The following is a 24,007-nucleotide window of genomic DNA, read 5'->3' on the forward strand; positions in this document are numbered from 1 at the left end:
GCTGCGTAGCACGCCGCCCCGCCGCGACATTGACGGTAATCAAATCCCGCCCGCAAAACCGCATATTTTTGAGCGCCGAGCGTCCGTATCATTACGGAGGACTATCGGAATCTATCCCGGGCTGGTCATCTTCTCCGGGCGCACCAGGCGGTCGAACTCCTCCGCCGAGACGAAGCCGAGCCGCAGCGCCTCCTCCTTCAGCGTGGTGCCGTTGGCATGCGCGGTCTTGGCCACCTTGGCGGCGTTGTCGTAGCCGATCTTCGGGGCCAGCGCCGTCACCAGCATCAGTGAGCGCTCCATGAGCTCTTTGATGCGCTTTTCGTCGGCGCGGATGCCGCTGATGCAATGCTCGGTGAAGGAGCGCGCGGCATCGGCCAGCAGGCGGATCGAGTGCAGCATGTTGTAGGCCAGCACGGGCTTGTAGACGTTGAGCTCGAAATGGCCCTGGCTGCCGGCGACGGTGATGGCGGTGTGATTGCCGAATACCTGGCAGCACACCATGGTCATCGCCTCGCACTGCGTCGGATTGACCTTGCCCGGCATGATCGAGGAGCCCGGCTCGTTCTCCGGCAAGATCAATTCGCCGAGGCCCGAACGCGGGCCAGAGCCGAGCAGGCGGATGTCGTTGGCGATCTTGAACAGGCCGGTCGCGACCGAATTGATGGCGCCGTGCGCCAGCACATAGGCGTCGTTCGAGGCCAGTGCCTCGAATTTGTTGGCGGCGCTTGTGAAGGGGAGCTTCGTGATCCCGGCAACGTGCTTTGCGAACAGTTTTGCAAAGCGCGGCTTCGAGTTGAGGCCGGTGCCGACGGCAGTGCCGCCCTGCGCCAGCGGATAGAGGTCCTTCACCGCGACCTTGAGCCGGGCGATGCCGCTTTCGACTTGCGCGGCATAGCCGGAAAATTCCTGGCCGAGCGTCAGGGGCGTCGCATCCTGCGTATGGGTGCGGCCGATCTTCACGATCTTCGAAAACTCCTTCTCCTTCTTGCGCAGCGCGCGCAGCAGCTCGCCGAGGGCGGGGACGAGATCGGCATTGATGCGGCTTGCGGCCGCGATGTGCATCGCGGTCGGGAAGGAGTCGTTCGACGACTGGCTCATGTTGACGTGGTCGTTGGGGTGCACCGGCTTCTTGGCGCCGAGGTCGCCGCCGAGCAGCTCATTGGCGCGGTTGGCGATCACCTCGTTGAGATTCATGTTGCTCTGCGTGCCCGAGCCGGTCTGCCACACCACAAGCGGGAAATGATCGTCGAGCTTGCCCTCGATCACCTCGCGCGCGGCGCGGATGATGGCATTGGCGCGGCGCTGGTCGAGCAGGCCGAGCTCGAGATTGGACTGCGCGGCGGCCAGTTTGACGATGCCGAGCGCATGTACCAGCGAGATCGGCATGCGATCGGTGCCGATGCGAAAGTTCTGGCGCGAACGCTCGGTCTGCGCCCCCCAATAACGATCGGCGGGCACCTCGATGGGACCGAAGCTGTCGGTCTCGGTGCGGGTTGCGGGGCGTGAAGCGCGGGTCGTTTTGGCCATGAGCACATCCATTCTGCCGCGCGAAATGCCGCACGGTCTTTTCGTGTGCTTCTCTATATAGGCAGTTTGACCGTGTGCGACCGGCGCGGGCCCAACCTAGATCATTTCTTGCGGAAACGATCGAGCCGCACGACTTCGGCGCCGCCCTGGCTCGGCGGGGGCGGTTCATCGGCAGCTTCTGCTTTTTCTGTGGCAGGTGCCGGGACCGACACGGCCGATGGCGCAGGCGCTGCCGGCAAATTCTCGGGTGCGACCTCGGCGACGTCCGAGGTGTCGAACTGGAGGCCGAACTTCACGGATGGATCGAGGAAGCTCTTGATGGCACTGAACGGCACCACCAGCCGCTCCGGAATGCCGCCGAAGGACAAGCCGACCTCGAAACGGTCCTCGAGCACGGTCAGGTCCCAGAACTGGTGCTGGAGGATGATCGTCATCTCGTCCGGATATTGCGCGAGCAGCCGCGGCGACAACTTCACGCCTTCGGCCTTCGATACGAAGGTGATGAAGAAATGGTGCTCGCCCGGCAGGCCATGGGCCGCGGCATCGGTCAGCACCTTCCGCAGCACGCCGCGCAGCGCGTCGCGGGCCAGCACATCGTATCGGATATGATCGGTCGCCATGGTGGTCCTGTTGCATCCCCGAAGCCGGACCCTGCCGGCCCGACTCGCCAAGCCGCAATAGTACCGCGCCTGACGGATGAGCAGGAGTCCCCGCCGGGGAAGAAATCAAAAGAGTAAAGTGGAGGCTTCTGTTGCCAGGTGCCTCCGAACCCCGCCTAGCGGAGCTTAACCCACTAGGACTTTAGAGTGGTCTTTCAAACTGCGTTACGCAGCCTGAGCAACCGGAGCAAAGTTGTCGTTGGCAACTATTGCAGTAGCCCGATAACGGCGGAACAATACCGGGAAAAAGTACGCCCTTTACGCCCTCGTCGATCCTATTTCGCCCCCGCCAAAGCTCAGCTTCAGAACACGCCCGATACTGGGCTTTGGTGGAGGCGCCGGGTACCGCCCCCGGGTCCGAATGGTTTATTACGACGACCGTTTATTTCCATAGCCGGCGAACCGGCACCCCCAATATAGGGGGCAAAGGTCACAAAAAACAGAGGCTTGGAAGGACGAACCTCTGGTTCCCTTTGGATAGGTTCCGGACCGTCCTGGCCTCGGATTCAGCACCGGCCGTCGAAGAGCCGGATCTCGCCGCCGCACCGGCCGGCCTGGTCGCCCTGTTCCTGGCCTTCGCCACGATGTCGCTGTTCGCCGTCGGCGGAGCCGCGGCGGCGGTGCCCGAGATGCACCGCATCGCGGTCGAGGTGAATCACTGGATGACCGACAAGCAGTTCACTGACGCGTATGCGATCGCGCAGCTCTCGCCAGGTCCAAACGTGCTTATCGTGACGTTAATCGGCTATGCCGTCGCAGGCATCCCCGGCGCGCTGGCCGCAACGCTGGCGATGTGCCTGCCGACGGCGCTGCTTGCCTGTTATGTCAGCCGGCTCCTGAACCGCCCCAGCCAATCGCGCTGGCCCGCCCTGATCCAGGCTGCACTGGTTCCGCTCTCGATAGCTCTGATGGCAGCGAGCGCCTTGATCCTGGCCCAGTCGACCGATCGCTCAATTGCTGCATTGCTTCTGACCGCGATTGTTGCGGTGGTTGCGTCCATTTCGCGCATCAATCCACTCTGGCTCCGGATGGAGGCGTGTTGGGTTTTGCTGGCATTGTGTGATGAAAATCGCTAGGCAGTGATCCGGGCGGGGTATCCAGTTCCAGCCGATTTAGAACAACAGTGCTCGTGACTTAAGGGTCGCGGAGGAGACAAGCATGGCCGACACGATGGGCCACTCAGCGACGGCCACCCGAAATACCAAGGTGGCGCTCGGCTTATGTCTGCTGGCGATTGCGCCGCAGATATTCGAATTGATCTGGTCGATCGGGACGATCTTCGGCTGGGGCACCGGCCGCGGCCCGACCGCTGTGGTGATCAGCCACGCCACGGCGTTGCTTGCCGGCGCGCCTGGAGCCTTGATTGGAGCGGCCAGCGGTGACACCAAGAAGGTATCGTCCGATGTGCTGCTCGCGCTGATCTATTCCTACCCGCTGTTCGTGGTGGCGATCCTCACGTTTTTCATGACGGTCCGGTCGGCTCAGGATTACGTCGGAGGCGTCGTCCTCATGGCGGTTGCGCTGTTCGCGCTGTGGGCAGGGAGCGACCTGCAGGGCATGCGGGGCTTCTCTTTCGGGGCGGGTACGGCGCCACGCATGTTCGGCGGACTCCTGGTCGCGTTATCGGCCGGAATCGCCTTGACCGGTCTTCTGACCGATGGGCCGCCAATGGCCCATTATTCCTGGCGCGGGCCGCTGTTCGTGATGGCCGGGATCCTGTTCTTCGCGCTGGCAATCCGGCCGCTCGGCCTCGTGGTCACGGGCTTTATCAGCTTCATGATCGCGGCGGCGGGCTCGCAGGAGACGCGCTGGCTTGAAGCGGCCATCGTCGGCGCCTGCCTGACGCTGGGGTGCGCAATCCTGTTTCCATACGTGCTCGGGCTGCCGATGCCGATGTTCCCGCGTTTCCTGGCTCAGTGAGGCTGTGATGGAGCTTTTTGCCAACCTCGCTCACGGTTTTGTCGTCGCCTTCTCTCCGATCAACCTGTTGATGTGCCTGATCGGTGCGCTGGTCGGCACGCTGGTCGGCGTGCTCCCGGGCATCGGCACCATCGCCACCGTCGCGATGCTGCTGCCGATCACCTTCGGCCTGCCGCCGGTCGGCGCGCTGATCATGCTCGCCGGCATCTATTACGGCGCGCAATATGGTGGCTCGACCACGTCGATCCTGGTCAACATACCCGGTGAGGCGACGTCGGTTGTCACTGCCATCGACGGCCACCAGATGGCCAGGCAGGGCCGCGCCGGCCCGGCGCTGGCGATCGCCGCGATCGGCTCGTTCTTCGCCGGCTGCGTCGCGACCGTGCTCATCGCCGTGCTCGGCGCGCCCTTGACCAAGCTCGCGCTGGCGTTCGGTCCGGCGGAGTATTTCTCGCTGATGGTGCTCGGCCTGATCTTTGCGGTCGTGTTGGCCAAGGGCTCGGTGCTCAAGGCGATCGCGATGATCGTGTTCGGCCTTTTGCTGTCGATGGTCGGCTCGGATATCGAGACCGGCGCCTCCCGCATGGCCTTCAACATTCCGGAACTCGCCGACGGCCTCGGCTTTGCGACGGTCGCGATGGGCGTATTCGGCTTTGCCGAGATCATCCGCAATCTCGACGCTGGCGCCGAGATGAGCCGCGATCTCGTGCAGCAGAAGATCACCGGTCTGATGCCGACCAGAAAGGATCTGGTCGATTCGACTCCCGCGATCCTGCGCGGCACCGTGCTCGGCTCGATCCTCGGCATCCTGCCCGGCGGCGGTGCGACGATTGCATCATTCGGGTCCTATACGCTCGAGAAGAAACTCGCCAGGAACCCGTCGCGGTTCGGCCGCGGCGCGATCGAGGGCGTCGCGGGGCCGGAGAGCGCCAACAACGCCGCCGCGCAGACCTCCTTCATCCCGCTGCTCACGCTCGGCATCCCGCCGAACGCGGTGATGGCGCTGATGGTGGGCGCGATGACCATCCACGGCATCGTGCCGGGCCCGCAGGTGATGCAGAAGCAACCCGACCTCGTCTGGGGCATGATCGCCTCGATGTGGATCGGCAATCTGATGCTGATCATCATCAACCTGCCGCTGGTGGGAATCTGGGTCCGCCTCCTGCGCGTGCCGTACCGGCTGATGTTCCCCTCGATCGTGATCTTCTGCGCGATCGGCATCTATTCGGTGAACAACGCGCCGGTCGACGTCATCCTTGCCGGCGTGTTCGGTCTCGTCGGCTACTGGCTGATCAAACACGATTTCGAGCCTGCCCCGCTGCTGCTCGGCATGGTGCTGGGACCGCTGATGGAGGAGAACCTCCGCCGTGCGCTGCTGATCTCGCGCGGCGACTGGAGCGTGTTCGTGATGCGTCCGTTGTCGGCGGTGCTGCTGGCGGTCGCGGCGGGCCTTCTCGTCCTTACGGTGCTGCCTGCGTTGCGATCGAAGCGCGACGAGGTGTTCACCGAATCCGAGAACTAAAACATGATCCGGAAAAGCGCGAAGTTCCGGAAACATCATGCTCATATGAAAGCCGTGCTCGCCTGCGTCGACGCGCCGCATTCGGAAGTCGAATCGACTTGTGTGACGGCTTCGTGAAATGAAAATGCCGGCCTTTGGGCCGGCATCTTTGTTTGTGTTCAAGGGACCGATACCATGACCTTCATTCGCGCGCTCACGGGCGCATGTGCCGTAGCGCTCGCCTCGTTGGGCCTTGTTGCACCGGCTAAGGCGCAGACCTATCCGACGCGCAGCATCACCACGATCGTGCCGTTTGCGGCCGGTGGCCCGACCGATGTCGTCGCGCGCATCATCACCGCGCACATGGCGCAGACGCTGGGACAAAGCATCATCATCGAGAACGTCGTCGGTGCCGGCGGCACCACCGCGACGATGCGCGCTGCGCGCGCGGCCAATGATGGCTATACGCTGATCACCGGCCACATGGGCACCCATGCGGCATCGGTGCCGCTCTATCCGAAGCTCGCCTATCATCCCGAGAAGGATTTCGAGCCGATCGCGCTGCTCGCGGGCACACCGATCCTGATCCTCGCACGCAGGGACTTTCCGCCGAAGGATCTGAACGAGTTCGTTACCTATGTGAAGGCGAACACAGAGAAGTTGAATGCCGCGCATGCCGGTGTCGGATCGGTCTCGCACGTCTCATGCGAGCTTCTGCACTCGATCCTCGACATCAAGCCGGTCGGCGTGCCCTTCAACGGTACGGGCCCTGCGATGAATGCGCTGGTGGCGGGCCAGGTCGACTACATGTGCGACCAGATCGTCAACGCGGTGCCGCAGATCAATGCCGGCACCATCAAAGCCTATGCGATCGCAACACCGGAGCGCAATCCGTCGCTGCCGAACGTGCCGACGACGGTGGAAGCGGGCTTGCCGAAGTTCCAGGCCCAGGCTTGGAATGCGATGTTCGCCCCGAAGGGAACCTCGCCTGCGATCGTGGCGAGTCTGAACGCAGCGGCCGCCAAGGCGCTCGATGACGAGACCGTGCGCAAGCGCCTGCTCGAACTCGGCAGCGTCATCCCGGGTCCCGCCGAACGGACGCCGGAAGCGCTGGCCACCCTGGTCAAGAACGAGATCGCGAAGTGGACCCCGGTGCTCAAGCCGGCGACTTAGGCAACGCAATCAAGCTGATAGGCAGAAGGGCGGGACGTCAGTTCCGTCCTTGTCGTTTGTGCCGGGAACACTCATTTTTCCGGGGTATAATCGATGGGAGTAGCGAATCGCCGCTGTCGCAGCACCGGGGTGGCCGTTAAGTTCGCCGCCTCCCCAAAGGCTGCCGTCTTCTTGAGGTTTTTGGCACATGCACCAGTATCAGGACCTGCTCGAGCGGATTCTTTCAGACGGCGCAGAGAAGACCGACCGAACGGGCACCGGCACGCTCTCGGTGTTCGGCCACCAGATGCGCTTCAATCTGTCCGCCGGCTTCCCCATGCTGACCACCAAGCGGCTGCCGCTGAAGGCGATCGTGCACGAGTTGCTCTGGTTCCTGAAGGGCGACACCAACATCAAGTATCTGCGCGACAACGGCGTCACCATCTGGGACGAATGGGCGGATGCCAATGGTGATCTCGGTCCGGTGTACGGTCATCAATGGCGCTCCTGGCCCACGGCCGACGGGCGCAGCATCGACCAGATCGCCAATGTCATCGATATGATCAAGCGCACTCCAGATTCCCGCCGGCTGATCGTCACCGCCTGGAATCCGGCCGACGTCGAGAAGATGGCGCTGCCGCCGTGTCACCTGCTGTTCCAGTTCTATGTCGCGAACGGCAAGCTGTCGTGCCAGCTCTATCAGCGCTCGGCCGACGTCTTCCTCGGCGTGCCCTTCAATATCGCCTCCTACGCGCTGCTCACCATGATGGTCGCGCAGGTCACCGGCCTGAAGCCGGGCGACTTCGTGCACTCGCTCGGCGACACCCACCTCTACTCCAACCATCTGGAGCAGGCGCGGCTTCAGCTCACCCGTGCGCCGCGCGCGCTGCCGGTGATGCGGATCAACCCCGATGTGAAGGACATCTTCTCGTTCCGCTACGAGGATTTCGAGCTCGTCGGCTACGACCCGCATCCGCATATCAAGGCGGACGTCGCGGTCTAGCGCAGATGTCGGTCAACATCCGCCGCGCGCGCGCCGGCGAAGCCGGGCTCGTTCTTGCTTTCATCCGCGAGCTCGCCGAGTACGAAAAGCTTTCGCACGAGGTCGAGGCGACCGAGGCTGACATCGCGGAGGCGCTGTTCGGCGAGAGGCCGCAGCTCTATTGCGCGATCGCCGAGTGGAACGGCGAGCCGGTCGGCTTCGCGGTGTGGTTTGCAAATTTCTCCACCTTCAGCGGCCGCCACGGCATCTATCTCGAAGATCTTTACGTGCGGCCGTCGCATCGGGGCAGGGGGCTCGGCAAGGCGCTGCTGGTCTATCTCGCGAGGGAGTGCGTCGAGAACGGCTGGTCGCGCCTGCAATGGGCGGTGCTGGACTGGAACGCACCGTCGATCGCGTTCTACAAATCGCTCGGTGCGGTCATGATGGACGACTGGACGCTGTGCCGCGTCACCGGGGATGCGCTGACGCGGCTTGCCGGGAGCGCGCCCTGATGGAGATCGTCTTTGTCGTCGCCATCGCGGAGAACGGCGTCATCGGCGCGGGCAACGCCATTCCGTGGCGATTGAAATCCGACATGGCCCGCTTCAAGGCGCTCACGATCGGCAAGCCGGTGATCATGGGCCGCAAGACTTTCGAATCCCTGCGCCGGCCGCTGCCGGGCCGCACCAACATCGTGATCACGCGCGATGCGGCCTATCGCGCCAGTGGCGCCATTGTCACGACGTCGGGAGCGGCTGCGGCTGCGGTTGCGCTCGGCGATGCCCTGCGGCGTTCGGTCACTGAGATCGCGGTGATCGGCGGCGCCGAGATCTACCGGCAATGGCTCGATCGCGCCGATCGCCTCGAAATCACCGAAGTGCATGCGCGGCCGGAAGGCGACACGCATTTCGACATCGACAAGGCTGATTGGGACGAGATTGAGCGCATCCGCCATCCTGCCGGCCCCGACGACAGCGCTGACTTCTCCTATGTGACATATCGTCGGCGCCCCCGCCATTAACCGCATTCGTCAATGTTTACATTGACTTTTTCGTGCCCAAGCATAGCTCGGAGGACGGCCCAGGCCGCGTTGTAAGGGACCTGCCTGTCCCCTATAAAGCCGGACCGGACAAAGCGGGCGGGGGCAATTCCACCCTGCCGAGGAGAGCGTCGAATGCCGTGGAAGAATCAGGGCGGTGGCCCATGGGGCTCGGGTCCAAAGGGACCATGGGGCTCAGGTCCGCAACCGGTCGGGCCGAGACCGCCGGATCTGGAGGATCTTCTGCGGCGCGGCCAGGACCGCCTCCAGCAGATCATGCCGGGTGGTTATTTCTCCGGCATCGGTATCACGCTGATCATCCTGCTGATCGTCGCATTCTGGCTGCTGTCGGGCTTCTTCCGCGTGCAGTCCGAAGAACTCGGCGTCGTGCTGCGCTTCGGCAAGCATGTCCGCACCGTGCAGCCCGGCCTGAACTATCATCTGCCTTATCCGATCGAGACAGTGCTGCTGCCCAAGGCGCTCCGCGTCAACACCATCTCCATCGGTATGACGCTGATCGAAGATCCGGCGCGTCGCGGCCGCTCCATACGTGACGTCCCGGAAGAGAGCCTGATGCTGACAGGCGACGAAAACATCGTCGACGTCGACTTCACGGTGCTCTGGCGCATCAAGCCGGACGGCGTCGGCGACTTCCTCTTCAACATCCAGAATCCCGAAGGCACCGTGAAAGCGGTCGCCGAGAGCGCGATGCGCGAGGTGATCGGCCGCTCGCAGATCCAGCCGATCCTGACCGGAGCACGCAACGTCACCGAGCAGGGGGTGCAGGAACTGATCCAGAGAACCCTGGACAGCTACGGAGCGGGCATTCAGATCACCCAGGTGCAGATGCAGAAGGTCGATCCGCCCGCCCAAGTGATCGATGCCTTCCGCGACGTGCAGGCGGCGCGCGCCAATCAGGAGCAGTTGCAGAACGAAGCGCAGACCTACGCCAACCAAGTGGTGCCGCAGGCGCGCGGACGCGCGGCCAAGATCCTGCAGGATGCCGAAGGCTACAAGGAGCAGGCGGTTGCCGAGGCCAAGGGCCAGAGCGCCCGCTTCCTGAAGATTTACGACGAATACAAGAAGGCGCCCGACGTGACTCGACAACGGATTTATCTGGAGACGATGGAGCGCGTGCTCGGCGGCGCCGACAAGCTCGTCTATGACGGCGGCCCCTCAGGCCAAGGCGTCGTGCCCTATCTGCCGCTTCCCGAACTGGCGCCCAAGCGGACACCTATGACCGGTCCGCAGTCGAGCGGAGGCAGCCGATGAGGTCTCCGGTTACAGGTTTCGCCACGCTGCTCGGGCTGCTCCTGGTCCTGATCGTGGCCTACATGTCACTGTTCACGGTGCAGCAGACCGAGCAGACCATCGTGCTCCAGTTCGGCAGGCCCGTCGACGTCGTCACCGCTCCCGGCCTGCATTTCAAGGCACCGTGGAATTCGGTGATCAACATCGACAAGCGGATCCTCGACCTCGAGAACCCGTCGCAGGAAGCGATCGCGTCCGACCAGAAGCGGCTCGTGGTCGACGCCTTCGCGCGCTATCGCATCAAGGACGCGCTGCGCTTCTATCAGAGCGTCGGCTCGATCCAGGCCGCCAACATCCAGCTCACCACGCTCCTCAACGCGGCGCTGCGCCGCGTGCTCGGCGAGGTCACCTTCATCAACGTGGTTCGCGACGACCGCGAGAAGCTGATGCTGCGCATCCGCGACCAGCTCGACCACGAGGCCGACGGCTATGGCATTCAGGTGGTCGACGTCCGGATCCGCCGCGCCGACCTGCCGGAGCAGAACAGCCAGGCGGTCTACCAGCGCATGAAGACCGAGCGCGAGCGCGAGGCGGCCGAGTTCCGTGCACAGGGTGGACAGAAGGCTCAGGAGATCAAGTCCAAGGCCGACCGTGAGGCGACAGTCATCATCGCGGAAGCCAATTCGCAGGCCGAGCAGACCCGCGGCGCGGGCGATGCCGAGCGCAACCGCCTGTTTGCGGAAGCCTACGGCAAGGACGCCGACTTCTTCGCCTTTTACCGGTCGATGACGGCCTACGAGAACGGGCTGCGTGCGAGCGACACCCGCTTCCTGCTGCGGCCGGAATCGGATTTCTTCCGGTACTTCGGTCACCCGTCCGGCAAGACGGCAACCGAGACGCCGGCCAAGCCGTAAGCTAGACAAGGGCGGCGGATCTCGCCGCGCTTTGTCCAGACAAGAACAGCATAACGGGAGGTTCCATTCCGATGAGGTCCATTGCGTTCGCCGACTTCCTCATCGGCCTAGGCATCCTGTTCGTGCTGGAAGGCTTGATGTTCGCGGCCAGTCCCAACTGGATGCGCAAAGCCATGAAGAGCGCCATCGCCACGCCGGACAACATCCTGCGGGCGGTCGGGATCGGCTCGGCCGTGGCCGGCCTCGTCCTGATCTGGGTTATGCGGCGCCCAATTTAGCTATCGAGCCAACGCCAAAGTGAAGGCGCCGGACTGGTTTTCGCCCTATTATCGGGCTCTTGAAGCCCGTTAATAAGTTCCGCGCTTGCGCCGTGCCCCCGTTCGAGCGCAGTCTGGCGCCGAGTCCCTTTGTCTGGAGATCACAATGACCGCTGCCATCACTGCCCCGTCCCACTCGCGCCGTCGCGTGCGACTTGGTGTGCGAATTGGGCTGGCCGCGCTCGCCGTCGGTGCTTTCAGCGCGTTCGGCACGCCAGCCCATGCGCGCGGACCGGATGGCATCGCCGACGTCGCCGAGAAGGTGATCGACGCGGTCGTCAACATCTCGACCTCGCAGACGGTCGACGCCAAGGGCGGCGGCAGCAACACCATGCCGCAATTGCCGCCCGGCTCGCCGTTCGAGGAGTTCTTCGACGACTTCTTCAAGAACCGTCGGGGCCCCGGTGGTGGCAGCAAGGGCGGTGACAACAACCCGCCGCGCAAAACCAACTCGCTCGGAAGCGGCTTCATCATCGACGCATCGGGCGTCGTCGTCACCAACAACCACGTCATTGCGGACGCCGATGAGATCCACGTCATCCTCAACGACGGCACCAAGATCAAGGCCGAGCTGGTCGGGGTCGACAAGAAGACCGATCTCGCCGTGCTCAAGATCAAGCCGCCGAAGCCGCTGGTCGCGGTGAAGTTCGGCGACTCCGACAAGCTGCGCCTCGGCGACTGGGTGATCGCGATCGGCAATCCCTTCAGCCTCGGGGGCACGGTGACCGCCGGCATCGTCTCGGCCAAGAACCGCGACATCTCCTCAGGGCCATATGACAGCTACATACAGACCGACGCCTCCATCAACCGCGGCAATTCCGGCGGCCCGCTGTTCAACCTCGACGGCGACGTCATTGGCGTCAACACGCTGATCATTTCCCCCTCCGGCGGTTCCATCGGCATCGGCTTCGCCGTGCCGTCGAAGACGGTGGTGGGCGTCGTCGACCAGCTCCGCCAGTTCGGCGAGCTGCGCCGTGGCTGGCTTGGCGTGCGCATCCAGAGCGTCACCGACGAGATCGCCGAGAGTCTCAACATCAAGCCGGCGCGCGGTGCGCTGGTCGCCGGCGTCGACGATAAGGGCCCGGCCAAGCCCGCCGGCATCGAGCCCGGCGATGTGGTCGTCAAGTTCGACGGCAAGGACGTCAAGGACCCGAAGGACCTGTCCCGCGTCGTCGCGGACACCGCGGTCGGCAAGGAGGTCGATGTCGTCATCATCCGCAAAGGTCAGGAAGAGACCAAGAAGGTCACGCTGGGCCGCCTCCAGGATCCCGAAAAGGTGCAGGCTGCGGTGAAGACCGACGAGCCGGCGCCGGAGAAGCCCGTGACGCAGAAGGCGCTCGGCCTTGATCTCGCAACGCTGAACAAGGATCTGCGCACGCGCTACAAGATCAAGGACAGCGTCAAAGGCGTGGTCGTCACCAGCGTCGACGCCAATTCGGACGCGGCCGAGAAGCGCCTGTCCGCCGGCGATGTCATCGTCGAGGTGGCGCAGGAGGCAGTGTCGAGCGGGGCCGACATTCAGAAGCGGGTCGATCAGCTCAAGAAGGACGGCAAGAAATCGGTGCTGCTGCTGGTCTCCAACGCCGACGGCGAGCTGCGGTTTGTCGCGCTGAGCGTGCAGTAGTCGCAGTACGGTCTCGTACAGGGTGGGCAAAGCAAAGCGTGCCCACCATCTTTCCACCATCGCGGCAAGAGTGGTGGGCACGGCGCAAGCGCGCCTTTGCCCATCCTACGGCTGCTGAGCCAGCAGCAAGGGCTGACGACGGCGAGGCTACCCCTCCACGAACTCGTCGCGCCGATACCCCTGCGCATAGAGCAGCGCGGTGAGATCGCCATGATCGATCCGCGCGCCCGCGGCAGCGGCCACCGCAGGCTTGGCGTGATAGGCGACGCCGAGCCCCGCCGCCTGGATCATCCCGAGATCATTGGCACCGTCGCCGACCACGACCGAGTCGATGTCGTCGAGATCGAACGACTCCATCAGGTCCACCAGCGTCGCAAGCTTTGCGGCGCGGCCGAGGATCGGCTCCTTCACCTCGCCGGTGAACTTGCCGTCGCGCACGACGAGCTCGTTGGCGCGGTTCTCCTGAAAGCCGAGCTTGGCGGCGATCGCGGTCGTGAATAGCGTGAAACCGCCCGAGACGAGGCAGGTGTAGGCGCCATGGGCGCGCATGGTCGCGACCAGTGTCCTGCCACCCGGCGTCAGCGTGATGCGCTTGGCCAGCACCTCGTCGACCGCGCTGGCCGGCAGGTCCTTGAGCAGCGCGACGCGCTCGCGCAGCGCTGGCTCGAACTCGATCTCGCCGCGCATCGCACGCTCGGTGATGCCTGCGACATGCGCCTTCACCCCGACGAAATCGGCGAGCTCGTCGATACACTCCTGGCCGATCATGGTGGAATCCATGTCGGCGAGAAAAAGCTTCTTGCGCCGGAAGCCGCCTGGCTGCACGACGATGTCGATGGGCAGGTCGCCGCGGAGCTCGCGCAACCGCTGCTCGATGGCGTGACGGTCGCCTTCGAGGTTACTGTCGACGCCGAAGGGAATGTCGACCGCAACCCCGTCGAACAGCCAGTGCGCGGGAGCTGCCTGAGGCAGCACGGCGCGGGCGCCGTCGACGATGGTCGAGTCGAGCGCGGGATTGTCAGGGTTGCAGATCAGCGTGGCAACGAGGGACATTTGAGGTTTTCGTGAGCGAGGGGCATTCAGGCAAGGCCGTGCTTATCGCAGGCCCGACCGCCAGCGGCAAGTCGGCGCTGGCGCTCGAGCTTGCGCTCGCGACCGATGGCGTCGTCATCAATGCCGATTCCATGCAGGTCTACCGCGACCTGCGCATCATCACGGCGCGGCCGACAGCGGCGGATGAGGCGCTCGTGCCGCATCGCCTTTATGGCCATGTCGATGCCGCCGTGAACTTCTCGGCTGGTGCCTGGGTAAGCGACGCGGCGAAGGCGCTCGATGGAGCAAGGGCTCAGGGGCGTCTGCCGATCTTCATCGGCGGCACCGGGCTCTATTTCAAGGCGTTGACGGCCGGTCTCTCCGTGGTGCCGCCGATCCCTGCCGAGGTGCGCGACGATGTACGCGCGCGGTTGGAACGGAACGGCGTCGAGGCGCTGCACGCGGAACTCGCGCGCCGCGATCCGCCCGCGGCCGAGCGGTTGAACCTGCGCGACCGCACCCGGATTGCGCGCGCGCTTGAGGTGATCGAGGCAACCGGGCGTTCGCTGCTCGACTGGCAGCAGGAGGGGCAGCCACCGCTGCTGCCGAAAGACAGTTTTCGCGCGGTGTTTCTCGCCCCCGAACGCGACGAGCTGTATGCCCGCATCGATGCCCGCTTCGATGCGATGCTGGGTGCCGGTGCGCTCAGGGAAGTCGAGCGGCTCGCCGCCCGACACCTCGATCCGCTGCTGCCGGCGATGAAGGCCCATGGAGTGCCGGCCTTGATCCGGCATCTGCGCGGCGGGCTGAGCCTGGAGGAGGCCGCTGGGATCGGCCGGGCCGATACCCGCCATTATGCCAAGCGCCAGTTCACCTGGTTCCGGCACCAATTGCCGGAATTCGAGTGGGTGAGGCCGAATGAGGCGAGGGGGTGGCTGGCGACGATGGTGAGCGCGACTGAGGACCCTCGCTGACACGCGTTTGTGCCCGGGTTCCCGAATTTACCTCTCGCCGAACTCCGGGAACACCGCTACACTCCACAAATCGCGCAGGAACGGCCGCATTGCCTTGACATCCAGGGTTTGGCCGCTATGTTTCGCGCAACCTTTGGGAAGCCGAGCGCCTGCCATGCGTAACATTATTACCAAACTCCTTATCGCCGTCGTACCCAGGCACACCGCCGGGGGTGGCTAGCTGCCATCCACAAGACAGGCGGTGTGCGTGGGCCCTCTTCGGGGCCTTTTTTATTTCCCGAACCCGACACGAATGAAGCCGCTGGCAACAGCGCATCCGGAGCAAGCCAATGAGCGACAAGAGCCACGATCCGAACCAGATGACCGGCGCCGCAATGATCGTCCGTGCGCTCATCGATCACGGCGTGACCGACATTTTCGGTTATCCCGGCGGCGCGGTGCTTCCTATCTATGACGAGATCTTTCAGCAGAGCCACATCCAGCACATCCTGGTCCGGCACGAGCAGGGCGCGGGCCATGCCGCCGAGGGCTATGCGCGTTCCACCGGCAAGCCCGGCGTTGCGCTGGTGACCTCCGGTCCCGGCGCCACCAACATGGTGACGCCGCTCACCGACGCGCTGATGGACTCGATCCCGCTGGTCTGCATCTCCGGCCAGGTGCCGACGCATCTGATCGGCAACGACGCGTTCCAGGAATGCGACACCGTCGGCATCACGCGGCCCTGCACCAAGCACAACTGGCTGGTGCGCGACGTCAATGATCTCGCCAAGGTGCTGCATGAGGCCTTCTATGTCGCAACCTCCGGCCGTCCGGGCCCGGTTCTGGTCGACGTTCCCAAGGACGTGCAGTTCGCGACCGGCACCTATCACCCGCCGCGCAAGTCCGATGTGCACCGCTCTTACGCGCCGCGCCTGAAGGGCGATGCGACGCAGATCCGCAAAGCCGTGGCGCTGCTGGCCAGTGCCAAGCGTCCTGTGATCTACAGCGGCGGTGGCGTGATCAATTCCGGCCCCGAGGCGACCAAGCTCTTGCGCGAGCTGGTCGAGGTCACCGGTTTTCCGATCACTTCGACGCTGATGGGTCTGGGCGCCTATCCGGCATCGGGCAATAACTGGCTCGGCATGCTCGGCATGCACGGCACTTACGAAGCCAACATGACCATGCATGATTGCGACGTCATGCTGTGCGTCGGCGCGCGCTTCGACGACCGCATCACCGGCCGTGTCGATGCGTTCTCGCCCGGCTCGAAGAAGATCCACATCGACATCGACCCGTCCTCGATCAACAAGAACATCCGGGTCGACGTGCCGATAATCGGCGATTGCGGCAATATCCTCGGCGACATCCTCCAGGTGTTCAAGGCCGAGGCGAAGAAGCCCGACATCAAGTCGTGGTGGCAGCAGATCGCGCAATGGCGCGCCCGCAACTCGCTCTATTACAAGAAGAGCAACGACGTCATCCTGCCGCAGCACGCGATCCAGAGCCTGTTCGAACAGACGCGCGGCAAGGATACCTACATCACGACCGAGGTCGGCCAGCATCAGATGTGGGCGGCGCAGTTCTACGGCTTCGAGGAGCCGCATCGCTGGATGACCTCGGGCGGTCTCGGCACCATGGGCTACGGCCTGCCGGCTGCGGTCGGCGTGCAGGTCGCGCATCCGGACAGCCTCGTCATCGACATTGCGGGCGACGCCTCGGTGCAGATGACCATGCAGGAGATGTCGACGGCGGTTCAGTATGAGCTGCCGATCAAGATCTTCATCCTCAACAACCAGTACATGGGGATGGTGCGCCAGTGGCAGCAGCTGCTGCATGGCAACCGCCTGTCGCATTCCTACTCCGAAGCGCTGCCCGACTTCGTCAAGCTCGCGGAAGCCTATGGCGCCGTCGGCCTCCAGGTGCACAAGCCGGCCGATCTCGATGGCGCCATCAAGGAGATGATCTCGGTCAAGCGTCCGGTGCTGTTCGACTGCCGCGTCGCCGCGCTCGAAAACTGCTTCCCGATGATCCCCTCGGGCAAGGCGCATAACGAGATGCTGCTGCCGGAGCAGGCAAATGACGAGGCCACGGCCAAGGCGTTCGCCGGCGGCAAGGCGCTGGTGTGAGCGCGATGGTCATAAACTCCGCTGTCATCGCCCGGCTTGACCGGGCGATCCAGCACGCCGCGACAGATTTGGGGGCCTCGACGCTGGTAGTTACTGGATGCCCCTTCGCCTTCACGGGACATGACGACGAAGAATAGAGGGGACGACAATGAACCAGCCCGCATCCGCCTATTTCATCGAGGACCGTCACGATCCCAACGAGACACATACGCTCGCTGTGCTCGTGCAGAACGAGCCGGGCGTGCTCGCGCGCGTCATCGGCCTGTTCTCGGGCCGCGGCTACAACATCGAGAGCCTCACGGTCTCGGAGACCGAGGCTCAGAAGCATCTGTCGCGCATCACCATCGTCACCACGGGCACGCCGATGGTGATCGAGCAGATCAAGCACCAGCTCGACCGCATGATCCCGGTGTACCGCGTCGTCGACATGACCCTGACCAAGCGCTCGATCGAGCGCGAGCTGGCGATGGTGAAGGTGCGCGGCCAGGGCGAACATCGGGTCGAGGCGCTCAGGCTGGCGGACGCGTTCCGCGCCCGGGTGATCGACGCCACCACCGAGAGCTTTGTGTTCGAGATCACAGGCAATACGGACAAGATCAACCAGTTTATCGACTTGATGCGCCCGCTCGGCCTCGTCGAAGTGTCGCGCACCGGTGTTGCCGCGATCGGCCGCGGGCCTGAAGGGATGTGAACCATGCTGGCGCGCGACTGGTACTATAACGAGCGGAATCGGATGGGGATCGAGCCCGCTGTGGCCTCGATCTACGACAATCATGACGATGCCGATCTGCGGGCGCGCGCCGCGCTGAAAATGCTCGGGGTCCAGCGCAGCTGGCGCATCGCCGATATCGGCTGCGGCAACGGCGTGCTGGCGACCGAAGCCGCGCTGATGGGCGCCGAGGTCGACGCCATCGACATATCGCCCGCGATGCTGGCGCTCGCTGAGATCTACGCGCGCGACCGCAAGGCGCCGGTTCGCACCCAGTCCGCAGGCCTGCTCAGCTTCGCCTACCGTCCGGAGTCCTACGACCTGATCGTCAGCGAATTCACGCTGCACCATCTGCCCGATTTCTGGAAGGCGGTGGCGATGTCGCGGATCTATCGCGCCCTGAAGCCGGGTGCGAGCTTCTATCTGCGCGACATCGTCTATACCGCGATGCCCGACGCGGTCGAACGCGACGTCGAGCAATGGGCCGATTTCCAGATCAAGAATCACGATTTCGCGCGGGAGAGCGTGGTGACGCATATGCGCGACGAATATTCCACCTTCGGCTGGGTGATGGAGCGGATGCTGACCGACGTCGGCTTCGTGCTGGTCTCGGCCGACTACCACGCCCCCATGCATGGCACGTATCTGCTGCGGAAACCGAAAGCCGGCGAGCAAGGCTAGACCAGAACAATAGACAGGGCTGCACGACAAGCAGAACCGGAAACAACAATGAAGCCGGCCGACATCCTCATCGCCGCCATGGTGGCGATCATCTGGGGGTTTGCGTTCGTGGCGAGCCGGATCGCGCTCGACGAGCTTTCGCCGGAGCTGATGACGGCATTGCGCTTTACGATCGCCGCGGTGCCGTGCCTGTTCATTCCCAAGCCGAAGGTCGCCTGGTCGCGGCTGATCGCGATCAGCTTCACGCTGTTCCTCGGCCAGTTCCTGTCTCAGGCCTACGGCATCGCTCACGGCGTGCCGGTAGGACTGACCAGCGTCGTCGTGCAGAGCCAGGCGCTGTTCACGATCGGCTTCGCAGCGCTCGCGTTCGGCGAGCGGCCGGCGCCGGTGCAGACGCTGGGCATCGTCATTGCAGCGGCGGGCCTGCTGATGATCTGCGGCACAGTCGGCTATGATTTCAGCGTCGCGGCCTTCGCGGTGCTGATGATATCGCCGCTCAGCTTTGCCGTCGGCAATCTCCTGCTGCGCGGCGCGCGCGGCGTGCCGATGTTCGATCTGTTCGCGTGGCTGTGCCTCGCTTCGGCGGTGCCGCTGTTCGTGCTGGCACTGATCGCCAACGGGCCGGCGCCGACCTGGACCTCGCTGACGCACATATCGCTGACATCGGTTCTCTGCATGCTGATGCTCGGCGGTATCTCCACCTGCATCGCCTATTGGCTGTGGGGCCGCCTGCTGCGCGACTATCCGGCCGCGCAAGTGGTGCCGTTCGCGCTGCTGGTGCCGTTCGTCGGCTCGGCTGCCTCCAGCATCGTATTCGGCGAGCGGTTCGGACCGTTGCGGCTCGCCGGCATGCTGACCGTGATCGGTGGTATCGCCGTGATGGTGCTGGCGAAGCGCCCGCAAGTCCTGCCGAAGACCGCGTGAGGTGAACATGGCCTTCTCGCTATTCTATGCGTTCCTGGCCTTCATGGTGGTGATGTACTTCACGCCCGGGCCGAACAACATCATGCTGCTGTCCTCCGGTCTAACCTATGGCTTCCGCCGCACCATTCCGCACATCGTCGGTATCGTCATCGGCTTTGCCTTCATGGTCGCGACCGTCGGTCTCGGGCTCGGCACCGTGTTCCTGGCCTATCCGATCCTCCAGACCGTCCTGAAATATGCCGGCGCCGCTTACCTGATCTACCTGGCCGCCGTGATCGCGATGTCCGGTCCGGCCAAGTCGGGCGAGGAGAAGGCCCGTGGCCCGATGACCTTCTGGGGCGCGGCCATGTTCCAGTGGATCAATGCCAAGGGCTGGGTGATCGTGATCGGTACCATCACCGCCTATGCTGCGATCGCCCAATTCCCGCTCAATATCGCTATCCAGACCGTAATCAGCCTCGTCGTCGGCACGGTCTCGACCGTGGTCTGGGCGTTGTTCGGCACCGCGTTGCGGCCGATCCTGACCTCTGAGCGGCTGGTCCGCGCCTTCAATATCCTGATGGCGATCCTGCTGCTCGCTTCCCTCTACCCCGTTTTCATGGATGCATGATGTCGCGGATTTCCATGCAGAAACGGGTTTCCCTCGGGGCTGAAAATGCTCTAGACAGCCCCCGAAATCCGCAAATTTCACCCTTCGGACACTGACCATTGGCCGATTTTTGGCCCTGAACGAGGAAACGACTATGCGTGTTTATTACGATCGCGACGCCGACCTGAACCTGATCAAGGGCAAGAAGGTCGCCATCGTCGGCTATGGCAGCCAGGGCCACGCCCATGCGCTCAACCTGAAGGATTCCGGCGTCAAGGAAGTCGCCATTGCGCTGCGCAAGGGCTCAGCCTCGGCCAAGAAGGCGGAAGCGGCCGGCTTTAAGGTGCTGGAAGTTGCGGAAGCTGCCAAATGGGCCGACCTCGTGATGATGCTGACCCCGGACGAGCTTCAGGGCGACATCTATCGCGAGCACCTGCACGACAACATGAAGAAGGGCGCTGCCCTCGTGTTCGCGCACGGCCTCAACGTCCACTTCAACCTGCTCGATCCTCGCGCCGACCTCGACGTGCTGATGATCGCGCCGAAGGGCCCCGGCCACACCGTGCGCTCGGAGTATCAGCGCGGCGGCGGCGTACCCTGCCTGATCGCGATTGCCAAGGACGTCTCGGGCAACGCCCATGACCTCGGCCTGTCCTACGCCTCCGCGATCGGCGGCGGCCGTGCCGGCATCATCGAGACCACCTTCAAGGAAGAGTGCGAGACCGACCTGTTCGGCGAGCAGGTCGTGCTCTGCGGCGGCCTGGTCGAGCTGATCAAGGGTGGCTACGAGACCCTGGTCGAAGCCGGCTACGCTCCGGAGATGGCCTATTTCGAGTGCCTGCACGAAGTGAAGCTGATCGTCGACCTGATCTATGAAGGCGGCATCGCCAACATGAACTACTCGATCTCCAACACCGCCGAGTACGGCGAGTATGTCACCGGTCCGCGCATCATCACCGAAGAGACCAAGAAGGAGATGAAGCGGGTTCTCAACGACATCCAGTCCGGCAAATTCTCGCGCGACTGGATGCTCGAGAACAAGGTCAACCAGACCTCGTTCAAGGCGACCCGCGCCAAGCTCGCCGCGCACCCGATCGAGGAAGTCGGCGCAAAGCTGCGCGACATGATGCCCTGGATCAAGAAGGGCGCGCTGGTCGACAAGAGCAAGAACTAAAGCATGATCCGGAAAAGTGCGAAGCGGTTTTCCGGAAAGATCATGCGTGAACAACAAGCTAAAGCGCGATGACGATTCATCCAGATCTCATCGCGCTTTAAGTCACCGTTCCCCGGACGCAGCGCATCACGCAAGTGGTGCGCTGCCGAGCCGGGCCCATTGCGGCTTCCGGGTCCCGGCTCTGCGCTCTGCTTCGCTGCGCTTGTCCGGGACACGAGCGAAAACACGAGCCTCGCACGTCGAACCAAATCTTAAGCCTTCGCAATTAGTGTTGGCAAAGTCACAAAGAGCGTTCGCTCTTTCATTTCCCGCGCCAAGTATTGCTGCTTCATTCAAATTCTTCGCGAGCTGAAGTACAGCCTGAACGCGAAGAACTGACGCTTAAACCACTTTCTTGATCTCGCGTCGGTTCTGGGACTCTCGTCGCTGCCACTGCAGCGCCAAAACGTCTGCCTCTTCAGAGGCAAGCATTCGGCTCTTCATCTATAGTCTCATCATGCGTATCGCGAACCACGATTGCGTCCTGGCACCTTTCTCCGACATGATCGCCGGAACTGGAGGGCGGGGACCATGCGATCTGTCGTCATCACCGGTGCGTCCACAGGGCATCGGCTGGGCCGTCGCGAAGTTTCTGATCGGGCGCATCATCGCCACGCGGCTCGGGCTGCTGGCGCAGTAAGGCGGCCGTTCAGCCCGCCGCGACGGTTTGCCCGCGCGGGCGGCGGCCCATCGCGAGCGTGCGCAAGGCCATCTCCGCCGGGCCTTGGTCTACGGCTTTCGTTCGCCGGCCGCTAACATTAAGCGAAGGTCGGATCGCGCCGCACGTTGCCTGTCCGCGACAGTTCCACTACAGTTTTATGAAACGGTGCAGCCGGCTGCCCCGGACGCCCTGGCCGTTTTCAGGCCGGCCAGACGGCTTGGCATCACTGCGCCGGACCAGAGTTGCGTGTCGTCGATGGCGTCCGCGCCCAATCCAGGTCCTTCTGCCGCGACCACCGTGCTGGCGAGCGTCGCCGCGCTCGGCATCTGGCGGCTGCTCGCCGTTGCCGCGCCGCATCTGGCGGCGCTCGCGCTGATGTACGAGACCGAGACGGATTTCGGCTCGCGCCTGTCCTTCGCGCTGGCCTGGGGCATCCTCAACTTCTTCTGGATCACCCTCCTGCGCCGGCCGGCGCTGTCGGGGGCGCTGTCGCTGACCCTGGTTGTGGTGCTGGTGCTGCTGTCGCGGCTCAAGCACGACGTCGTGCAGATGACGGCCAACTTCATCGACCTGATGATGATCGATCGCGACACCGTCGCGTTCCTGTTCACGATCTTCCCGAATTTGCGCTGGTCGGTGATATCAGCCGGTCTCGTCACGCTGCCGCTGATGTATGCGCTGTGGTGGCTCGACCCGTTCCGCATCCGCCGCCTGCCGGCACTCGCTTGCAAGCTTGCCTGTCTTGCCGCCCTGGTCGCCTATTCGCTCTCTCACCCGGAGGAGGCCTGGCGCGGCTACTACGATGACGGCTATCTCTCGAAATTCTTCCGCTCCGCCGTCACCGCCGTCTCCGACTTCGCGCAGTACGGCTTCATGGAATCGGCTGCCTCGACCGACGAGCGGCTCAACATGCCGCTGGTCGATTCCTGCCATCCCGCCGGCCGGCGGCCGAACATCATCATGATCCATGATGAGTCGAGCTTCGACATCCGCGCCGCGCAGGGCGTCAAGGTGCCCCAGGGCTATGGCGGCCATTTCAAATCCTGGGACGGCAGGCAGCGCACGTTCCTCGCCGAGAGCAATGGCGGGCCGAGCTGGTTCACCGAATACAATGTGCTCGCGGGGCTCTCCTCGCGCTCGTTCGGCCGCTTCGCCTATTTCGTGACGCGCATCGCCTCGAACCGGGTCGAGCGCGGCCTGCCGCTGGCGCTACGCCGTTGCGGCTACGATACGCTGTCGCTCTATCCCGCCCATGGCGGCTTCATGGGCGCGCGTAGCTTCCAGATGACGACCGGCATCGAGCGTTTCCTCGACTCCAAGGATCTCGGCGCCAAGGATGTGGAGCCCGACAGCTTCTTCTACGACAAGGCGCTTCAGCTGATGGGGCAGCAGCCGCCGAACAAGCCGCTGTTCACCTTCATCTATCTCGGTGCCAATCATTTTCCCTGGGAGACCCGTTTCCGTCCCGACCTGCTGCCGAACTGGCGCGCGCCGGGCAATGCGCCGTCCATCGACGAATATCTGCGTCGTCAGGCCATGAGCGCCGAGCAATACAAGGCATTCGTCGCGGGCCTGAAGAAGAGCTTTCCGGGTGAGCCCTTCCTGATCGTGCGCTATGGCGATCACCAGCCCGAGTTTGCGCCGCACCTGCTCGAGCCCGGGCTCGATGAGGGGGCGATCGGCAAGAAGCTCGATGTCTACGATCCGCGCCTCTACGCGACCTATTACGCCATCGACGCCGTCAACTTCGAGCCGGTCAGAAGCGCGGCCGTGATGGACACGATCGACGGCCCCTATCTGCCGCTGGTGATCCAGGAAGCTGCCGGCATCCCGCTCGATCCGTCCTTCGCCGAGCAGAAGGAGATCATGCTCCGCTGCAAGGGCATCTTCTACGGCTGCAAGGATGGCGCCGAGGCGCGGCGGCTCAACCGGCTGCTGATCGACGCCGGGATGATCAGAGGGCTTTAGCGGCACGATGTCCTTAGCATCATCGCCGCCCCGTGTCCGGCCGGGCGGCGATCCGTTGCACTGCGACATCGTCATCTCTCGCGCCTGCACGCCGACTTCGAACTAAAGTCTGAGGCAAAAATGCCTGCAATCACAGACTTGTAACTGGCAGGGCGCTTCGCTTCCAAAACTTCGTCACGATTGCTTCCATCATCCGACACGCCGCCAAATGGTCTTTCCGGCGGTGCGAAACCCATCCCTGATCCATCCTTCCTTGCAGGAGTGT

22 protein-coding genes, 1 other RNA gene and 1 pseudogene are annotated in these 24,007 nt (G+C 63.8%); 20 read left to right on the forward strand and 4 right to left on the reverse strand.

Annotated elements, in window-relative coordinates; all coding sequences use genetic code 11:
- Window positions 1–111: 111 nt before the first annotated feature.
- The 3 genes from fumC to ssrA form a co-directional block, all read right to left on the reverse strand.
- Window positions 112–1,539 (reverse strand): class II fumarate hydratase, encoded by a 1,428-nt coding sequence (gene fumC / locus BRAD3257_RS12135; protein ID WP_122402024.1) that lies wholly within the window; start codon window positions 1,537–1,539, stop codon window positions 112–114.
- An 89-nt stretch (window positions 1,540–1,628) separates the two neighbouring features.
- Window positions 1,629–2,147: an SspB family protein gene (locus BRAD3257_RS12140; protein WP_122402025.1), complete on the reverse strand. Its 519-nt coding sequence runs from the start codon at window positions 2,145–2,147 to the stop codon at window positions 1,629–1,631.
- Window positions 2,148–2,264: 117 nt separating this feature from the next.
- Window positions 2,265–2,632: a transfer-messenger RNA gene (gene ssrA / locus BRAD3257_RS12145) on the reverse strand.
- Between the two features lie 138 nt (window positions 2,633–2,770).
- Here ssrA and BRAD3257_RS12150 point away from each other — a divergent pair.
- From BRAD3257_RS12150 to BRAD3257_RS12200, 11 genes and pseudogenes are all read left to right on the forward strand, one after another.
- Window positions 2,771–3,249 (forward strand): annotated as a pseudogene (locus BRAD3257_RS12150) (chromate transporter).
- Window positions 3,250–3,344: 95 nt separating this feature from the next.
- Entirely contained in the window at window positions 3,345–4,106 is a 762-nt protein-coding gene (locus tag BRAD3257_RS12155) for a tripartite tricarboxylate transporter TctB family protein (protein ID WP_122402026.1), read from the forward strand.
- Between the two features lie 7 nt (window positions 4,107–4,113).
- A complete protein-coding gene (locus BRAD3257_RS12160) occupies window positions 4,114–5,628 on the forward strand; it encodes a tripartite tricarboxylate transporter permease (protein WP_162500176.1) in 1,515 nt (504 codons plus the stop codon).
- Between the two features lie 174 nt (window positions 5,629–5,802).
- A complete protein-coding gene (locus BRAD3257_RS12165) occupies window positions 5,803–6,780 on the forward strand; it encodes a tripartite tricarboxylate transporter substrate binding protein BugD (protein ID WP_122402028.1) in 978 nt (325 codons plus the stop codon).
- Between the two features lie 187 nt (window positions 6,781–6,967).
- The gene (locus tag BRAD3257_RS12170) at window positions 6,968–7,762 is read left to right on the forward strand and encodes a thymidylate synthase (protein ID WP_122402029.1); all 795 of its coding nucleotides are present in this window, start codon (window positions 6,968–6,970) and stop codon (window positions 7,760–7,762) included.
- A 5-nt stretch (window positions 7,763–7,767) separates the two neighbouring features.
- On the forward strand, window positions 7,768–8,253 hold the full coding sequence (locus tag BRAD3257_RS12175; RefSeq protein WP_122402030.1) for a GNAT family N-acetyltransferase: 486 nt from the start codon (window positions 7,768–7,770) through the stop codon (window positions 8,251–8,253).
- On the forward strand, window positions 8,253–8,762 hold the full coding sequence (locus tag BRAD3257_RS12180) for a dihydrofolate reductase (protein ID WP_122402031.1): 510 nt from the start codon (window positions 8,253–8,255) through the stop codon (window positions 8,760–8,762). Before BRAD3257_RS12175 ends, BRAD3257_RS12180 begins: the two co-directional genes overlap by 1 nt.
- 153 nt (window positions 8,763–8,915) lie before the next feature.
- Window positions 8,916–10,052: an FtsH protease activity modulator HflK gene (gene hflK, locus BRAD3257_RS12185; protein ID WP_122402032.1), complete on the forward strand. Its 1,137-nt coding sequence runs from the start codon at window positions 8,916–8,918 to the stop codon at window positions 10,050–10,052.
- Window positions 10,049–10,945 carry a protease modulator HflC gene (gene hflC / locus BRAD3257_RS12190; RefSeq protein WP_122402033.1) on the forward strand — a complete coding sequence of 299 codons (897 nt, stop codon included), beginning with the start codon at window positions 10,049–10,051 and terminating at the stop codon, window positions 10,943–10,945. The genes hflK and hflC overlap by 4 nt, the downstream gene beginning before the upstream one ends.
- A gap of 71 nt (window positions 10,946–11,016) precedes the next feature.
- Window positions 11,017–11,223 carry a DUF2065 domain-containing protein gene (locus tag BRAD3257_RS12195; protein ID WP_025038031.1) on the forward strand — a complete coding sequence of 69 codons (207 nt, stop codon included), beginning with the start codon at window positions 11,017–11,019 and terminating at the stop codon, window positions 11,221–11,223.
- Between the two features lie 145 nt (window positions 11,224–11,368).
- Window positions 11,369–12,886 carry a Do family serine endopeptidase gene (locus tag BRAD3257_RS12200; RefSeq protein WP_122402034.1) on the forward strand — a complete coding sequence of 506 codons (1,518 nt, stop codon included), beginning with the start codon at window positions 11,369–11,371 and terminating at the stop codon, window positions 12,884–12,886.
- Between the two features lie 147 nt (window positions 12,887–13,033).
- On the opposite strand, the gene serB is transcribed toward BRAD3257_RS12200, so the two are convergent.
- The gene (gene serB, locus BRAD3257_RS12205; RefSeq protein WP_122402035.1) at window positions 13,034–13,939 is read right to left on the reverse strand and encodes a phosphoserine phosphatase SerB; all 906 of its coding nucleotides are present in this window, start codon (window positions 13,937–13,939) and stop codon (window positions 13,034–13,036) included.
- An 11-nt stretch (window positions 13,940–13,950) separates the two neighbouring features.
- On the opposite strand from serB, the gene miaA reads away from it, so the two are divergent.
- The 9 genes from miaA (at window position 13,951) to BRAD3257_RS12245 (ending at window position 23,742) form a co-directional block, all read left to right on the forward strand.
- Complete coding sequence (gene miaA, locus BRAD3257_RS12210) at window positions 13,951–14,892, forward strand: tRNA (adenosine(37)-N6)-dimethylallyltransferase MiaA (protein WP_122402036.1); 942 nt, start codon at window positions 13,951–13,953, stop codon at window positions 14,890–14,892.
- Window positions 14,893–15,221: 329 nt separating this feature from the next.
- A complete protein-coding gene (locus BRAD3257_RS12215) occupies window positions 15,222–16,997 on the forward strand; it encodes an acetolactate synthase 3 large subunit (protein ID WP_122402037.1) in 1,776 nt (591 codons plus the stop codon).
- A 148-nt stretch (window positions 16,998–17,145) separates the two neighbouring features.
- The gene (gene ilvN / locus BRAD3257_RS12220; RefSeq protein WP_061879307.1) at window positions 17,146–17,688 is read left to right on the forward strand and encodes an acetolactate synthase small subunit; all 543 of its coding nucleotides are present in this window, start codon (window positions 17,146–17,148) and stop codon (window positions 17,686–17,688) included.
- Window positions 17,689–17,691: 3 nt separating this feature from the next.
- Complete coding sequence (locus BRAD3257_RS12225) at window positions 17,692–18,387, forward strand: class I SAM-dependent methyltransferase (protein ID WP_122402038.1); 696 nt, start codon at window positions 17,692–17,694, stop codon at window positions 18,385–18,387.
- Window positions 18,388–18,435: 48 nt separating this feature from the next.
- On the forward strand, window positions 18,436–19,311 hold the full coding sequence (locus BRAD3257_RS12230) for an EamA family transporter (RefSeq protein ID WP_122402039.1): 876 nt from the start codon (window positions 18,436–18,438) through the stop codon (window positions 19,309–19,311).
- A gap of 7 nt (window positions 19,312–19,318) precedes the next feature.
- Window positions 19,319–19,921, forward strand: coding sequence for a LysE family translocator (locus tag BRAD3257_RS12235; protein ID WP_162500177.1), 603 nt, complete (start codon window positions 19,319–19,321; stop codon window positions 19,919–19,921).
- Between the two features lie 133 nt (window positions 19,922–20,054).
- Entirely contained in the window at window positions 20,055–21,074 is a 1,020-nt protein-coding gene (gene ilvC, locus BRAD3257_RS12240) for a ketol-acid reductoisomerase (protein WP_122402041.1), read from the forward strand.
- A gap of 496 nt (window positions 21,075–21,570) precedes the next feature.
- Window positions 21,571–21,753, forward strand: coding sequence for a hypothetical protein (locus BRAD3257_RS39270; RefSeq protein WP_145987002.1), 183 nt, complete (start codon window positions 21,571–21,573; stop codon window positions 21,751–21,753).
- A 276-nt stretch (window positions 21,754–22,029) separates the two neighbouring features.
- Window positions 22,030–23,742 carry a sulfatase-like hydrolase/transferase gene (locus BRAD3257_RS12245; protein ID WP_162500178.1) on the forward strand — a complete coding sequence of 571 codons (1,713 nt, stop codon included), beginning with the start codon at window positions 22,030–22,032 and terminating at the stop codon, window positions 23,740–23,742.
- Window positions 23,743–24,007 lie beyond the last annotated feature (265 nt).

The sequence above is a fragment of the Bradyrhizobium vignae genome, from assembly GCF_900324035.1.
In the GTDB taxonomy this organism is placed as follows: domain Bacteria; phylum Pseudomonadota; class Alphaproteobacteria; order Rhizobiales; family Xanthobacteraceae; genus Bradyrhizobium; species Bradyrhizobium vignae.

Bases quoted from the DNA above. Each gene is read 5' to 3' on its own strand.
- serB (WP_122402035.1), bottom strand. From the start codon at position 13,939: ATGTCCCTCGTTGCCACGCTGATCTGCAACCCTGACAATCCCGCGCTC.
- BRAD3257_RS12165 (WP_122402028.1), top strand. From the start codon at position 5,803: ATGACCTTCATTCGCGCGCTCACGGGCGCATGTGCCGTAGCGCTCGCC.
- BRAD3257_RS39270 (WP_145987002.1), top strand. From the start codon at position 21,571: ATGCGTATCGCGAACCACGATTGCGTCCTGGCACCTTTCTCCGACATG.
- hflC (WP_122402033.1), top strand. From the start codon at position 10,049: ATGAGGTCTCCGGTTACAGGTTTCGCCACGCTGCTCGGGCTGCTCCTG.
- BRAD3257_RS12160 (WP_162500176.1), top strand. From the start codon at position 4,114: ATGGAGCTTTTTGCCAACCTCGCTCACGGTTTTGTCGTCGCCTTCTCT.
- BRAD3257_RS12225 (WP_122402038.1), top strand. From the start codon at position 17,692: ATGCTGGCGCGCGACTGGTACTATAACGAGCGGAATCGGATGGGGATC.
- BRAD3257_RS12195 (WP_025038031.1), top strand. From the start codon at position 11,017: ATGAGGTCCATTGCGTTCGCCGACTTCCTCATCGGCCTAGGCATCCTG.
- BRAD3257_RS12140 (WP_122402025.1), bottom strand. From the start codon at position 2,147: ATGGCGACCGATCATATCCGATACGATGTGCTGGCCCGCGACGCGCTG.
- BRAD3257_RS12155 (WP_122402026.1), top strand. From the start codon at position 3,345: ATGGCCGACACGATGGGCCACTCAGCGACGGCCACCCGAAATACCAAG.
- BRAD3257_RS12180 (WP_122402031.1), top strand. From the start codon at position 8,253: ATGGAGATCGTCTTTGTCGTCGCCATCGCGGAGAACGGCGTCATCGGC.
- BRAD3257_RS12200 (WP_122402034.1), top strand. From the start codon at position 11,369: ATGACCGCTGCCATCACTGCCCCGTCCCACTCGCGCCGTCGCGTGCGA.
- BRAD3257_RS12230 (WP_122402039.1), top strand. From the start codon at position 18,436: ATGAAGCCGGCCGACATCCTCATCGCCGCCATGGTGGCGATCATCTGG.
- BRAD3257_RS12175 (WP_122402030.1), top strand. From the start codon at position 7,768: ATGTCGGTCAACATCCGCCGCGCGCGCGCCGGCGAAGCCGGGCTCGTT.
- fumC (WP_122402024.1), bottom strand. From the start codon at position 1,539: ATGGATGTGCTCATGGCCAAAACGACCCGCGCTTCACGCCCCGCAACC.
- hflK (WP_122402032.1), top strand. From the start codon at position 8,916: ATGCCGTGGAAGAATCAGGGCGGTGGCCCATGGGGCTCGGGTCCAAAG.
- BRAD3257_RS12235 (WP_162500177.1), top strand. From the start codon at position 19,319: ATGGCCTTCTCGCTATTCTATGCGTTCCTGGCCTTCATGGTGGTGATG.
- ilvN (WP_061879307.1), top strand. From the start codon at position 17,146: ATGAACCAGCCCGCATCCGCCTATTTCATCGAGGACCGTCACGATCCC.
- BRAD3257_RS12245 (WP_162500178.1), top strand. From the start codon at position 22,030: ATGGCGTCCGCGCCCAATCCAGGTCCTTCTGCCGCGACCACCGTGCTG.
- ilvC (WP_122402041.1), top strand. From the start codon at position 20,055: ATGCGTGTTTATTACGATCGCGACGCCGACCTGAACCTGATCAAGGGC.
- BRAD3257_RS12170 (WP_122402029.1), top strand. From the start codon at position 6,968: ATGCACCAGTATCAGGACCTGCTCGAGCGGATTCTTTCAGACGGCGCA.
- BRAD3257_RS12215 (WP_122402037.1), top strand. From the start codon at position 15,222: ATGAGCGACAAGAGCCACGATCCGAACCAGATGACCGGCGCCGCAATG.